Annotated in this window: 13 protein-coding genes and 1 pseudogene; 10 read left to right on the top strand and 4 right to left on the bottom strand. The window is 49.3% G+C overall.

Going from position 1 to position 13,820, the window contains the following annotated elements:
• Together AK2_RS17315 and AK2_RS14230 are read left to right on the top strand one after the other, a co-directional pair.
• On the top strand, positions 1 to 245 hold a 245-nt coding region (locus AK2_RS17315; protein WP_217994710.1), incomplete at its 5' end, for a hypothetical protein.
• A gap of 15 nt (positions 246 to 260) precedes the next feature.
• A complete protein-coding gene (locus AK2_RS14230; protein ID WP_067935882.1) occupies positions 261 to 1,454 on the top strand; it encodes an MFS transporter in 1,194 nt (397 codons plus the stop codon).
• 88 nt (positions 1,455 to 1,542) lie between these two features.
• Here AK2_RS14230 and AK2_RS14225 read toward each other — a convergent pair whose 3' ends face one another.
• Positions 1,543 to 2,187: a LysE family translocator gene (locus AK2_RS14225; protein ID WP_245632923.1), complete on the bottom strand. Its 645-nt coding sequence runs from the start codon at positions 2,185 to 2,187 to the stop codon at positions 1,543 to 1,545.
• A gap of 449 nt (positions 2,188 to 2,636) precedes the next feature.
• Between AK2_RS14225 and AK2_RS14220 the strand changes: the two genes are divergently transcribed.
• The 3 genes from AK2_RS14220 to AK2_RS14210 all read left to right on the top strand — a co-directional run bounded on the left by AK2_RS14220 (position 2,637) and on the right by AK2_RS14210 (position 5,977).
• Positions 2,637 to 3,011, top strand: a complete 375-nt coding sequence (locus tag AK2_RS14220; RefSeq protein WP_067935879.1) for a VOC family protein — start codon at positions 2,637 to 2,639, stop codon at positions 3,009 to 3,011.
• A gap of 163 nt (positions 3,012 to 3,174) precedes the next feature.
• Entirely contained in the window at positions 3,175 to 3,861 is a 687-nt protein-coding gene (locus tag AK2_RS14215) for an HAD family hydrolase (RefSeq protein ID WP_067935876.1), read from the top strand.
• A 214-nt stretch (positions 3,862 to 4,075) separates the two neighbouring features.
• Positions 4,076 to 5,977, top strand: a complete 1,902-nt coding sequence (locus AK2_RS14210; protein ID WP_067935873.1) for an APC family permease — start codon at positions 4,076 to 4,078, stop codon at positions 5,975 to 5,977.
• Positions 5,978 to 6,363: 386 nt separating this feature from the next.
• Here the strand turns inward: AK2_RS14210 and AK2_RS14205 are convergent, their stop codons facing one another.
• On the bottom strand, positions 6,364 to 6,957 hold the full coding sequence (locus AK2_RS14205; RefSeq protein ID WP_067935868.1) for a uridine kinase family protein: 594 nt from the start codon (positions 6,955 to 6,957) through the stop codon (positions 6,364 to 6,366).
• Between the two features lie 418 nt (positions 6,958 to 7,375).
• On the opposite strand from AK2_RS14205, the gene AK2_RS14200 reads away from it, so the two are divergent.
• Together AK2_RS14200 and AK2_RS14195 are read left to right on the top strand one after the other, a co-directional pair.
• Positions 7,376 to 7,852: a C40 family peptidase gene (locus tag AK2_RS14200; RefSeq protein ID WP_067935865.1), complete on the top strand. Its 477-nt coding sequence runs from the start codon at positions 7,376 to 7,378 to the stop codon at positions 7,850 to 7,852.
• Positions 7,853 to 8,313: 461 nt separating this feature from the next.
• Complete coding sequence (locus tag AK2_RS14195) at positions 8,314 to 9,351, top strand: zinc-dependent alcohol dehydrogenase family protein (RefSeq protein WP_067935862.1); 1,038 nt, start codon at positions 8,314 to 8,316, stop codon at positions 9,349 to 9,351.
• Positions 9,352 to 9,562: 211 nt separating this feature from the next.
• On the opposite strand, the gene AK2_RS14190 is transcribed toward AK2_RS14195, so the two are convergent.
• Positions 9,563 to 9,889: a hypothetical protein gene (locus AK2_RS14190; RefSeq protein WP_067935859.1), complete on the bottom strand. Its 327-nt coding sequence runs from the start codon at positions 9,887 to 9,889 to the stop codon at positions 9,563 to 9,565.
• 72 nt (positions 9,890 to 9,961) lie between these two features.
• Complete coding sequence (locus tag AK2_RS14185; RefSeq protein ID WP_067935856.1) at positions 9,962 to 10,324, bottom strand: VOC family protein; 363 nt, start codon at positions 10,322 to 10,324, stop codon at positions 9,962 to 9,964.
• A gap of 985 nt (positions 10,325 to 11,309) precedes the next feature.
• On the opposite strand from AK2_RS14185, the pseudogene AK2_RS14180 reads away from it, so the two are divergent.
• The 3 genes and pseudogenes from AK2_RS14180 (at position 11,310) to AK2_RS14170 (ending at position 13,641) form a co-directional block, all read left to right on the top strand.
• A pseudogene (locus AK2_RS14180) lies at positions 11,310 to 12,438 on the top strand (MFS transporter).
• Positions 12,439 to 12,783 carry a Rossmann-fold NAD(P)-binding domain-containing protein gene (locus AK2_RS14175; protein WP_067935850.1) on the top strand — a complete coding sequence of 115 codons (345 nt, stop codon included), beginning with the start codon at positions 12,439 to 12,441 and terminating at the stop codon, positions 12,781 to 12,783.
• Positions 12,784 to 12,840: 57 nt separating this feature from the next.
• Positions 12,841 to 13,641 (top strand): alpha/beta fold hydrolase, encoded by an 801-nt coding sequence (locus AK2_RS14170; protein ID WP_067935897.1) that lies wholly within the window; start codon positions 12,841 to 12,843, stop codon positions 13,639 to 13,641.
• Positions 13,642 to 13,820: the final 179 nt, after the last annotated feature.

Here is a 13,820-nt window from a genome sequence, read left to right as displayed (position 1 = left end):
TTACCATTCTAAGGCCACGTTGGTTTCCGTCGGAGAGGGCCAGTTACCGCACATCGAGCAAACCCGAAGAATTGTCCGCCGCTTTAATGAGTCACATGCCCCTGTGCTGGCTGAGCTCAAGGCAATTGAGGTCCCATTTGTTTGCGGGCGTGGAGCGATCCGGAGCCATCGCGAAGGAGACGATGCGGGAAGTCCGAGAGACGATGGGGATCGACTGCCATCTTGAGTGTTCGGCAACTGAGTAGAGGAGGCAGCATAAGATGCGATTGATGCACGGAATTGTTCCCCACAATCACGCTCGCACGTTCATGGCCGTCACCTGCGCCGTGACGGCGGTAACGTTCAGCCAAGGGTTGATGATTCCCTGGATGGCCACTTTGGAAGCCGGGCACCTCACTCCTCTCCTGAATAGCTTGAGCACAAGCGACACGTACCTTGGCTTGCTTGTCGCCATGGTGTTTGTCGGTCGGGTTGCAAGGCGTATGAGCCTGCGCAGGCTGGTGACATGGGCGCTCGTTTGCGGCATCGTATCCATCGGCATGTTTGTGATTGTAGAGAATGCAAAGTGGTGGCTCCTGTTTCGGTTCATCTTTGGCTTATCCCTTGGTTCAATTCATTTTGCAACCCAGTCTTGGATTGGTCTCCTCACAACTCCCGAGCATCGGGGGAAACAGATGGCGTTTTATGGCTTGGCTGCTGGTATCGGATTTGCGATTGGTCCCTTGTTTCTCGGGGCCGGCACCTTGGCTCGTTGGCTTCCGTTTGTTCTGGCTGCTGCGACCTTTGCACTCTCGTTGGGGATGGTCATACGCTTGCCCAAAGTCGCTCTTCAGCATCAGCCAGCGGCGCGAAGCCTGCCAATCGGAATCGCACGGGTTTACCGAATCGCCCTGCCGGCATTGGCCTTGCCATTGGTGTTCGGATTCATGGAGTCGGCATTGAATGGGGACTTACCGCTGTTTGCTGCACGCATTCACGTGTCTTTCAGCGTGGTCTCGGCTTCCTTGGCGGCCTTCGTCCTGGGCAGCCTCGTGCTTCAGCTTCCGCTCGGCCATGTGAGTGACCGATGCGGGAGGCGAACCGTGCTGACAGGTTGCTCTGCTGTTGGGACGGTATTGTTCGGCGTTCTTCCATTGACTTCTGGATCCAATCTTGTATTTGTCACCTTGTTCTTTGTGGTTGGGGCTTTCTTGGGTACGTTGTTTAGTCTGAGCTTGGGCTACCTTGGCGATCTTGTTCAGCCAGCCAACTTGCCTTTCGCTAACCAGCTGGCGGTGGCCAACCTGGGTTTCGGTTTGATGGTCGGTCCGACGATTGGAGGACTGGCGATGAAGTGGCTTGGCCCGTCCGGAATGTTCTGGGCGATAGCGTTTTTGTACCTGTTGTATGTGGCGATCAGCGTGACGTGGACCGCAGTAAATGAAAGACACGAGTCGGCCGATGTTTCCCTTTAAAGGGTGTACTTCACTAAGTGAACGAATGGCTGTCGGTGCTAACGATAGGAGTTGACTGCGGGACTTACATGACCAGTTTTCCTAACATTTACAGTAAAGTGTGCAACCCATTAAGGAAGACCCGACATGCAAAGTAAATGAACAACACCGCAGATACGAGAGAAAGAAGGCGTATCACTTGTGTCCCCATGATCTTGCGAACTTGACCACTTATGTAGGCCACGACAAATGACCACAGTACTCCTGCACAAAAGAAAGCAATAAAAAATGCAACCAAAGTATCAATCTGGTAATGGTGAGCTGTTGCAGCGATGACACTTCCCCCTACGGCAGCAAACCACAGTATGGAAGACGGAGATGATAATGCCAAACCGACTCCAGTCAGGAATAGCTTTATCCTTGAATTGTCACTTCGCGCCAAACCGTCAGGGGTAACGTGAAGGTTCCTTGGTCGAACAGTTTCCTGAACCATGTTCAACGACAGATATAACAAAACCAGGGTTCCCCCAATCCACAGGATCCATCGAACCACGGAAAGTTGCATCAATAAGGACATACCTACCATCGAAAGTCCGGCGTAAATCAGATCACCGAACGATGAACCCAGACCTACCAAGAACGAAGGAACTAAGCCTCTCTCCAATCCAGTCTTTATCAGAGCAACATTTACGATTCCTAAATCGAGGCATAGCGACAAGGAGAGTAGAAAACCTGACATGCAGAGATCAATCATGATGTCTTATACTCCACTTGGACTATTATCATGTTCGGATACTATACTTGATATCTAAAAGCTAGTCAATCGAATGTGTCATTTTTTTATGACATTTTCTTTGGCTACATCAATGCTTGTTACAAGCCGATGGGAACAAATGCGTGAGCATGATTATCCCATATACTACAAATGTGTCGGTATCATATGGCCATGCTTGTGGATGCACCATTCGAAATTCCATCACCGCCCAGGAGAAAACGGATCAATGCTATAACGGTTTTTGTATAAATTAAATTATCCGCCGTTTTTGGTGTGCCCGTGAATAGAGGCCGTGGGTGTAATGGGGTATGATATTCCGTGTCCATCTGGACAGAGTTTCCTGAAACGAAGAGGTTGTCTGTTCCAGTCGGTGGTGATTACCTCCACAATTCCAAAGATGGTTGTGGCTATAGGAGGGTAGTGAGTCGATGAAAGTATTGAAAACCTTAAGCCGAATTTATCTTGATGCAGGCAAACTCGATGGAGAAATCATGTTTTATGAACGTCTTTTTAGCGAAAAGTGTCGCTTGCGTTTTACACACCCTAAACTGGGACTGGAATTGGCGCAGGTGGGCTCGGTTCTCCTCATAGCGGGACCTATGGACAATTTGGAGACAGTGAAGTTGACACAGATGACATTTTTGGTCGACTCGATACATGATTTTCGAGACACATTGGTTTCAGAAGGAGCGACAATTCTAGAAGGTCCTAATGAAGTCCCAACTGGCTTAAATATGCGTGTCCAACATCCAGATGGGGCAATTGTTGAATACGTTGAGCACCGTCAGAACAACGAGTTCTAGGAGCGGGGTCAAGCATTTTGGGTGCAAGAGTGACGGAGCATGAGCGAATATGGGATTTTATAGCCCAATTAGAGTTCTCGAAAACCGTGTTTCGGTATGAATAAGGCATAATTCAATAGCAGCATCATGTCTGAAATGACTCTACGTTGAGGGAGATACTGTTATGGCGGACCAACGGATTGAAGCGGTCATTTTCGACTTGGACGGCACATTGATTGATAGCGAACCCGTTTACTTGAAAGCAGAACGTAAATTACTGGCCGAATATGGAATTCATGACTTTGACGAATCCGTGAAGCGGCAGTATATCGGAATGAGTACCCGTGAAATGATGGAACGCATGGTTGAAAAATATGGGATCCGGGAATCCATTGATGTTCTGATTGAGAAGAAGAACCATTATTATATCGCGATCGCCAAGGAGCACACTTATGTGTTTCCGGAAATGAGGAAGTTCATGGAACTGTTGATGAGCTATGGGTACTCTTTGAGTCTAGCATCTGGATCATCAAGGATCGTTCTCGATAACCTTTTGCCGAGTGTAGGCTTGGCGCATTATTTTGACGTGATCCTTTCCGCTGACCAGGTACCACGAGGAAAACCCGCCCCCGATTTATTTTATGAAGCAGCCCATCGGTTAGGGGTAAAGGCTCAAAACTGCTTGGTCGTCGAGGACTCCGGTTACGGAATTGAGGCTGCAAAAAAGGCGTCCATGTTCTGCATGGCAGTCCATTGGAGAAAAGATTTGCCAATTCCCCATAATATCAGAGATGCTGATGTCGCGTTTATCGAGGGTGTAACCAACTTCGATGCCCGAAATGCATTCGATTGGGTGTTGGCGAGAAGATGAGAGGATTACCTTCTCAGGGTTACTATTGCGCGTGAAGCAGGAAAGGTCTCAGCGGCTCTTCCGGAGCCGTTTTTGCATTTTTTTGGGGCTTGATTCCCAGAATATAAACACTAGGTGAGTTAGGCGAGTGAATCTTTTCAGATACAACGGTCCAGTCTTCAGACAAAGGTTCTCACAGTGTTGTGGCACGTAACCGAGAGGAGTGATCACTCGTATGCACCATGAATGGCTTCATCCCATTTTGGTTGTGCTATCCATTGCTGCGTTGTGGTACGCAATCACCAATTTCGGGACCATTAAACGGGTGATTGTTGGTCGTCCGATGCGGACGAAGGAACTTGAGCAAGCACATACCAAACTTGTTTGGTGGATAGCCCTTCCTATTTTGGCGGCCGATCTCTACTCTTCGGTGGCTTATGGTCCTGAGGCAGGGATCACGGAACTCAGCGCTTTAGGTCCTGGCGTCAAGTGGTTCATTATTCCGATTACTGCTGCTGCCGTATGCCTGCTTGCCGTTTTGATCACTTCATACATCATGGGTGTGATTGCGTACCCCAGTGGCGGCGGTGCCTATGCTATCGCCAAGGATAACTTCCGAAAACCATGGATGTCCCTTGTGGCCGCCAGTGCTCTCTTGACCGATTACATATTGACTGTTGCGGTATCGGTGTCTGCGGGTATTGAAGCCATGGTCTCGGCGTATCCAAGATTGTTGCCTTATCAGACTACCCTGTCGATCGTTTGTATATTTGTCATTCTGTTAGTGAATCTTCGTGGTGTCTCCGAATCGGCGACTGTGTTCGCATGGCCAACTTTTATCTTTATGGGGCTCATGCTGATTCTGATCATCACCGGTTTTGTCGATGAACTGCACCACGGATTTGTTCAGAACAGCACTCCGCCGTTTGGCACGATACCTCATGGCCTGACTGTGCTGTTGTCGCTGAAGGCGTTCAGTTCCGCTTGCTCCTCCTTGACAGGATTGGAGACAATATCTAATTCTGTTCCAATCTTTCGTGATCGAAGCAATGGAGCAATTAAGGCATATATTGTGCTTGGAGTGCTTACCGGAGTCACTCTGTTGGGGTTTGCGTATCATATATATGTCAAAGGGGTGTCTGTCGATCCGCACAACACGATGTTGTCACAGTTGGCAGGCGTGTATTTTGGCCACGGGGTGATTTACCAGTTGCTCATTTGGTCTACGTTTGTAGTTCTGATTCTCGCGGCCAACTCGACGTTCACTGGATTTCCACAATTGGCTGCCTTGGTAGCGTCGGACGACTATTTTCCGCGAACCTTGCGCATACGCGGGGACCGGTTGGGGTACTCCAATGGAATGATTGTGTTGGCTGCGTTATCCGCCTTACTGATTGAGGCATTTCATGCCCAAACGAATGCGCTGATTCCCTTGTATGCGATTGGGGTATTTGTAGCCTTTACAGTTGCACAAATCGGATTGACACGTCGATGGATAAGGGTTAAAGGCCCGAAGTGGAGGATAAAGGTAACGATTAATACCATCGGGGCATTTGTCACCGCTGTTGTTGCCATCATATTTGCGATAACCAAATTCTTAGACGGCGCTTGGATTGTACTCATCGTTCTTCCGGCGTTGGTCATTGCGGAAATCGCTATTCGTCGGCATTATGACCAAATTGCTGAAGAATTGCGCATTGATCTGAAGAACATGCGACCAGGAAAACACCATGTAGTATCTTTGATATTGGTTTCAGGCATACATCGAGTAGTACTGAACACAGTGCAATTTGCCAAGAGCCTAAACTCTGATGTAATCGCCGTATACGTGGGGTTTGACGAGGAGTCCATTGAGAGGATGGAACGTAAGTGGGAAGAATGGGGGGCGCCTTGCCGGCTTGTCACCCTAAAGAGTGAATATCGGTCAGTTTTAGGACCTTTGTCTCGCTTTGTTCAACGGATACAGACGTGGGAAGGTGGGAAACCGGATCACATCAACATTTACATTGGTCAATTTATCCCCAAGAGATGGTGGCACTATATCCTGCACAACCAGACAGCATTTTTGTTGCGGACATGGTTATTGAAAAATAAAGATGTCGTGATCACCACGGTCCCGTATCATTTGCACCACTAGAGACGCTTCAAGGGTATAGTTGATTTGTCGTTTTGAGGATTTTGGAACGAGGAGCGACACGGTAGCACACCTGTAGTGGAGACGTGTTGGCAAAACATTTCCGTTTAGGATGAAGCAGTCGAAATCCATATGCATGGGATTGACATCCAGAACACGTCGGTTCGTCTCGTGATCCTGGTCTCGTTCTGTTCCGGCATGGACATAATCTCAGCACCGGGATTTACCGAAGTGGAACGACTCCAGGCTCTTTTCGGAAAGATTTTGGCTTTAGGTCATCATGCTGTTAGGAGTTCCATGTGATTGTGCCTATTTGTGCAATAACCAAAGAAAGCGAAACAACATTGCCTATAACAAGGCCGTGACAATGGCCGCCTTCTGTTGAATCTCTACTTTGTCCCGACAGCGATAAAGTCTGCCCGTTCGTAAGGTTTATGTTCTTTCACGTAAATGTCCTCAGAAACCATCCAGTTGTTTTCCCACATATCTCGAGCCTTTTCCCCGTCACGTTCCAAACCTCGCGAAAGTCGAATTTCTCTGGGACAATCAACCCAAATTGAAATATCGTATTTATACGATATTTCCCTGCGGAGGGAATAGACACCTTCGACAATAACAATGCCACCGATAGGGACGATGTGCCATTCAGCCAAATTATCCATTTCCCAATCGTATCTCTGATACCTTCCCTCTTTATCCTGGCTAACGGGCTCCAGCACTTGATTGAATAGCCGCTTCCAATCAAAATCTGCTCCTATTGGTTTTTGCTTTGGAGGGGCATCTACTCTTTGATTAGAAGGCAGGAAAAAATCATCCATATGAACGATCGTTACGTTATCATAAGCGTGTTGCAGTTCCTTTGCTAACGTGCTCTTTCCTGAACCTCCACAACCGTCGATTCCGACTAAGAGAGTAGACTGTTTTCGATGAGTTTTATCAAAGGACGATAGCAATTGATGCAAACAATCGAACTTATTACTCATGCCATCTCCCCCGAATCATTGGTCGTACTGACGTAAAGATGCGACCGCAGACAGCTCGCATATCCTCGAACTGTCATACCATTCACCCTCTCCGACATATCCCGTAGGATAGGCGATTGATCCAAGCTTTCAATGTTCCCCATACAATATGTGATACAATATGCCTTCAATGGGGACCCAGTTCTTTGGCCAGTCAGGATGATTTGCATACGGTGGAACAGGCTGCTACAAAATTCTTCAGCGCCCAGTACCAGCAGGTGTTAACACTGATCGGGCAGGTGCAACAAGCGACCACGCGGTAGATGCCGTAACTACCATCCTGTGGACACCGGCAACGTACTCTTAGCGAATTGATTTGATAACAGTTCCCTGAACGCCGACCAGGCGCATTTTTTATTTCCATTGAGGAGGTGAGGCCATGGCCAGACCGCTCATCGGCGATCTGCTCCTGGTGCGCTCCAGAGACTTACTCAGCCGTACCATCGAAGACGTGACGCACAGCCCCTACAGCCATGTGGCCGTGTTCACGGGCCCGGATGAGCTGGTCGAGGCGCGGGGATTTCACCGCGTTGGCTACCAAGACCCCGCCAAGTACCTGGGCAAGGCTGACCTGTTTCGCTGCGACAGCCTAACGCCCGACCAGCGCGTTCGGATCGCCTTGGCTGCCAAACAGCATATCGGTCAGCATTACGACTACCTGCTGCTGGGTGTGGAGTTTGTGCGGTATGTGTTCGGCGTGGTGCTGCCCTGGTACGAGCACGACACCGTGATCTGCAGCACGCTGGTTGCGGACGCGTATTGGGCTGCCGGAGTGGATCTCTGCCCGGGAGTCCGATACCCGGCGCCGGCGGATGTGGCAGAGTCCCGACTGCTGAGAAAAGTGGGCCCGTGGTGACAGCATAAGGTCGGGCAGCAGCACACCATTCCATATTTTTCCTCTATTCCTTCCGCGCAAACCCATCATATAGTCCCAGTCGTTGCCGAGGCATAATACCGTATACACATTCTTATCACATGACGTTCATCATAAATCAAGGTCTCTTCCCTACAGTTATGGATGGGTAGGGCGGCATGCGTGGCCGCCATGGTCATTGGCGAAGGTGGGGCCAATGACACCGGACTTATGATATCCTGTCGAGGTTTCGTGCGACAAAACTTTACCCACAAGTTACATCGAAAGATCGACAGGAGAATAGGGAGTTCCCAGCAGGATAGCTCGCCTTATAACTTGGAAAAATGTGTAACGTATCATGATCTTGTGATGGCTTGCCCTTGAATGTTAAAATACAAACATCTAAATAATAATAATGTTGAAGAGTTAAATTCATGTTTTTCCATAGTTGAGGAGGGATTTATTTGAAGGCGCTTGTCTATCGTGGTCCCGGAAAGAAGGAATGGGCGGACAAGCCAGTGCCGACCATTCAAGCGCCCACCGATGCGATTGTTAGAATCACGAAGACCACCATATGCGGTACGGACCTACACATCTTGAAAGGTGATGTGCCCGCGGTCGTTGAGGGGCGGACGCTTGGCCATGAAGGCGTCGGCATTATTGAGGAAGTCGGATCTGGCGTTCATAACTTCAAGGCTGGGGACAAGGTTTTGATTTCCTGCGTTACGTCCTGCGCCAAGTGTGACAACTGCAGGAAAGGCATGTACTCTCATTGTGAAGACGGCGGGTGGATTCTTGGTCATCTCATCGATGGAACACAGGCCGAGTATGTCCGCATTCCATATGCCGACACCAGTCTGTATCCGATACCAGACGGCGCCGATGAAGAGGCGCTCGTGATGCTAAGTGATATCCTTCCCACTGGATTTGAGGTAGGTGTCCTGAAGGGGAAAGTTCAGCCTGGAGATACTGTGGCACTTGTCGGCACCGGGCCTGTCGGGTTGGCGGCACTCCTTACGGCTCAGTTCTATTCTCCCGCTGAAATCATCGCGATTGACCTGGATGACAATCGACTGGAGGTCGCGCGGAAGTTTGGGGCCACGAAGACCATCAACAGTTCCAGTGACAACGCCGTGCAAGCTGTTCTGGACCTGACCAACGGCAAGGGTGTAGACGTTGCCATTGAAGCGGTCGGGGTGCCAGCCACGTTCGACATCTGTCAGGAGGTTGTGGCTGCGGGCGGCCGCATTGCCAACGTGGGCGTGCATGGAAAGAGCGTGGATCTGCACCTCGAGAAACTGTGGATTCAGAATATCACTTTAACCACTGGACTCGTGGATACCAATTCGACACCGATGCTGCTAAAAACCGTAGCTGCCGGAAAGATTGAGCCCAAGCTGCTTATCACGCACCGTTTTCCACTCTCCGATATCATGAAGGCGTACGATGTCTTCGCAAATGCCGCGAAAGAGAATGCATTGAAGGTCATCCTGTATCAGTGAGATCCTAGTCGTGGCGAGTTGTGACACAGCAGATCCCATGGAGCCCCCTTCTGATTGAAGGGGGGCTTTTCAATCTTAGCGGGGTTCGATTCCTAAGCTTTACGAAGATGACATATTGGTTATACCACCAGCGCATCCTTGCGGTGACTTCGTTCATACAATCGGGACAGCAATGAATTGGGAACAACACGGAGTACAGGATATAACGACATCACATGGGTCCTGAACGAGGGTCAAACAGGATCCGCGTGTACTCCTCCGCATCGATCTCTGTACCGTCCGCCAGCAGATCTCTGAATCGGGCAAACAGGGAGTCGATGAGCGGTTCCTTGTTCACCGATTTGATGGCGGTGTTGTAACTTTCTTCGTCAGGAAAGAAGTCAAGTTCTGTAATCTGATTGGGATCCTGATTGTTGCGCAAATATACAGCATGATAATCAATGAACCGCCGATACACGGCGCTGGCTTGGGCCTGAATGGCCACATACTCATCCCAGCAGTTTGGCCGAAGCCGATACCGATAGGCTTTAACAAACAATCTTGCGCCCTCCTGGAAGCCGATGTAGACGATACTGCGAACCGATGCCTTCAATTTTTAATGCAGTGCTGTTCATCTCTCGAACTGTACGAGTTCTAACACATTCCCAAATGGGTCCTTGAATGCAATCCAGTCACCAAAGGGTGAATATTGGGGTTCGTCGTGAAGAAGCTCGACATTTTTGTTGCGGAGTTCTGCAATATCTTTCCTGATATCGTCGGTTGGTATCGCAAGTGTTACCATGGAATCCGTCCAAAATGTGCTTTCTGTAGGTCGCTCTGCTTTATGTAGCAGAAGGATGATGCCTTCGTGTTTCAGCTGAGCGGCCAGCGGAGGCAAGTCTTGTGCCAATTCAAATCCAAGAATTTCGCAGTACCATAGCTTCGCTTGTTCCAGGTCACTGACGTAGATGTTGATCAGTCGAATCTGGGGCATGGATGACACCTCCATACATACAATAATCTGTCCCTCTTACCTTGATTTCTTCAAAGAAGCGCAGTCGATTTCCTTACGGATCCTCAAGTGTACACCACTTGACTGGTACATCCTCAAGGGATTGAATCTCTTCGATGTCTATCCTAAACTCCAGGCTCGATAAAACCGCATTCCGTCATCAAAATTGGCAACTCGAATTTGAATTGAGGTTTCCAGTACGTGCATTTTTGGATTCGTCCTTCCCCAATCCCGTCAATCAAAATTGCGAGTTGTACGGGAGGATTAACTATATTCTAATCGATCATACGATTGTGTGACATAGTTTGTCAGAAGCACCCCATTTCAGGAGCCGTACGCCTGCAGAATCATGAAGATACGTTTGAACCGGTTGAGAAAAACCGATCAATCAAAGATGCATAAGTTGATACAAACTTTGTCCATAAACAACCGCTGTGTTTGATGAGCTAACAGCACCTGTAGGGGCGATGCTTGCCCCTGGGGCCGACGAGCACACGATGTGGTACAAGCCTTGAAAACGGCGTGATGGAGACGTGAGCTTATTTGGAAAACATACTCCACGACCCGTCATTCGGTCAGACAATGGTCCTCATTTTGTCAGCCTTGCCTTTGAGAAAGCCTGTGAACAACTGGGGATCGAACATGAGCGTATACCTCCCAAAACGCCAAATCTCAACGCACACATCGAGTCGTTTGACAGGATTTTGGAGGACGAGTGACTTTCTGGCCAAGAATTCAACATGTACACTGAGGAATAGAAGCCGTCGACAAATACATCCGGTACTATAATCAACGCCGTCTCCATTCCAGTCTGAATGATTGGTCACTGGAAGGGTTTAACAAAAAGCATTGCTTGGGGCGGCTCAAACATACGAATGTTGTTAAAGTAGGGGTTAAGTCCAAACTACAGGGTTAATGGCCATCGTGGGACCGAGCAGTAGTACATGGCCGGGAAAGAAGGTCATTCATGTCTGGGATACAGTTGCTATGTGCCAATCAAAACTATCGAAACTTGTGGTTAGCCTCTGTAGGCAGCCAATTTGGCAACTGGTTCAACGAGGTAGCTTTGGCGCAGGTTACGTTGACATTGACGCACTCACCAGCATGGATGGGCCTCGTTCTTCTCTGTCGGTCACTACCTGCTGTCATCCTTGGGCCATTTGCGGGGCCCTTTGTCGATCGGTTTCCAAAGAAGCCATTTTTGGTTGTGACCGATCTGGTTCGTGCGGTGATTGCCTGCTCGCAATGCGGCAATGCCACTCATCGTTTCACGTACTGATTTGGCGACGGCTAATGGTTTAGACTCACAAGCGAGTGGGTTAATTCAAATCGTCGGTGCGGCGTGTGGCGGAATAGTTGCCGCAACGGTTGGACCCATCGTGTGTTTCATCATCAACGCCGCATCGTATCTGTGGTCAGCATTGCACATCCTGCGTTGCCATTGGGATGAGGCAGGCGATGTGAGGCGAAGTAGCACAACGTATTTTCAGTCCCTCAAGGCAGGCTTTGACGAAGCGCTTTACAACCGTGTGGCTCGAGCCATCATTCTCATCGGTATCAGTTGGGGGCTTGCTGGTGGCGGGTATTATATCCTGATTCCGGTGCTCGGTCAGCAGGTGTATCACATGGGCGGACTCGGCATCGGAATGTTGTACGTGATCGATGGAATTGGGGTGTTGGTTGGGGCGTATGCGGTAAACCGGTTTGTCGGGAAGAATCATCGCCGAGCCGTTATCTGGTACGGTGTGGCGTATCTGACACAGGCCCTTTTCTTTGGCGCCATGACCCAGTTTACCCTCTTCGCCTGGGGTGCCTTGATGCTCTTATTGATGCGTGTGAGTTCTGGGATTATTATTCCGCTTGATACCTACATGTTACAAACCTGCACCAGTCCGGATGTCCAAGGCAGGGTCTTTGCCCTACACGGTTCAACCTACGGCGGAGTCATGCAGTTGTCGTATGCCGTCATGGGATTCGCTCTTTCGAGATTCGGGATTCCAATGGTCGGTATTGTGATTGGGACGATGTCACTGTTGTGCGGAGCGTCCTGGTTGGCGCAGTTTGGAAGGCCACGCATTTTGAAAGGGATGCAATGAATGCACATGCTTGTGGTCGGTGGCACAGGTATGCTATCGGGCGTCACGGTTTGGTTGGCTGAGCAAGGACCCACGGTTTCTGTCGTCAGCAGGCGGCCGGGAAGCTTCTCCTCGTGTTCGGATCCGGGAAGGATTCACTTAATTGCAGTCGATTACCGAGAGTCAGACATCCTGCGCCGATGTATCGCTGAAGCGATTACCGTGCATGAGCCGATTGGACTAGCTGTATTCTGGATTCATAGCGATGCACCGGAAGCGTTTGAGGTCATTTCGGACGAAATTTCCAGCCATGCGAAAGAACCGTGGCTGTTGTGTGCGGTGGAGTGCGGCGTACCTGTATCCTGAGCAGCCACAAGTGACTATAAATTTCTTTTAAAGGATGCCAGAAAGGAAGTGTATCAGGTGCCAATCAATCACAAGGTGATTGGAGACGGATATCCGGTTGTTATGTTGCATGGTTGGACATTGGACCACCAGGCGATGTTACACTGTATGGAACCTGTATTCGAAAAAAGGAAGGGATGGAAGAGGATATATGTAGATCTGCCGGGAATGGGGCGTTCTGAGCCTCAGCACTCCATCCGGAACTCTGACGAGATGTTGGGAGCCGTTTTACACTTTCTTGATCATCTCATTCCGAATGAACGCTTCGTGGTTTGTGGGTATTCATACGGAGCGCTGATTGCCCGTGGTATAGCTCATTTGCGTAGAAATCTGGTTCGTGGGCTGTTGCTCTTTGCCCCGGTAATCGTGGCTGAACCGGCTGAAAGAGTCTTGCCCGAGCCGCAGATTTTAAGGAAAGATCCGGCCTTGATGTCCCGGTTGTCAGCAGAAGATGCTGCCGAGTTTGAATCGATAGCAGTCTTGCAAGGTGAACAGGAGTGGGAGAAGTTTCGTGAGGAAATCTTGATTCCATCCAAAAGTGCCAGTCACGAGTTTTTAGATCAAATTCGCCAAAACGGCTATGGATTTACGTTTGACATCGATCGCAATTCACCACCATTTGAGCATCCAACACTAGTCATTACTGGCCGGCAGGATCACGTTGTCGGGTTTCAGGATGCGTGGCGATTGATGGACTATTATCTAAGAGCAACTTTTGCTGTACTTGATATGGCTGGCCATAACCTGCAAATTGAGCGACCAAACATCTTTGAGGCATTGGTAAACGATTGGCTTGACAGACTTGAGTCGGGGCTCTGAGGGAGCAGCAATAAAATAAAAAATAAAGAGAGATCGTCTTCACTCTTCATTATCACCATTCGTAGGGGAAAACGATGAAAAGCTTCTTTAACAAGCAGTAGGGAAATCCGATGGTCACCTGGGTGTCATTGCGGGGAGAATGGTGGCGAACAGAAACGCATAGTTGAAACGGGTGTCGG

It is taken from the genome of Alicyclobacillus kakegawensis NBRC 103104 (genome assembly GCF_001552655.1).
GTDB lineage: Bacteria > Bacillota > Bacilli > Alicyclobacillales > Alicyclobacillaceae > Alicyclobacillus_G > Alicyclobacillus_G kakegawensis.
Note: the sequence above shows the minus strand (reverse complement) of the source record. Positions and strands in the feature narration are given on the sequence as shown.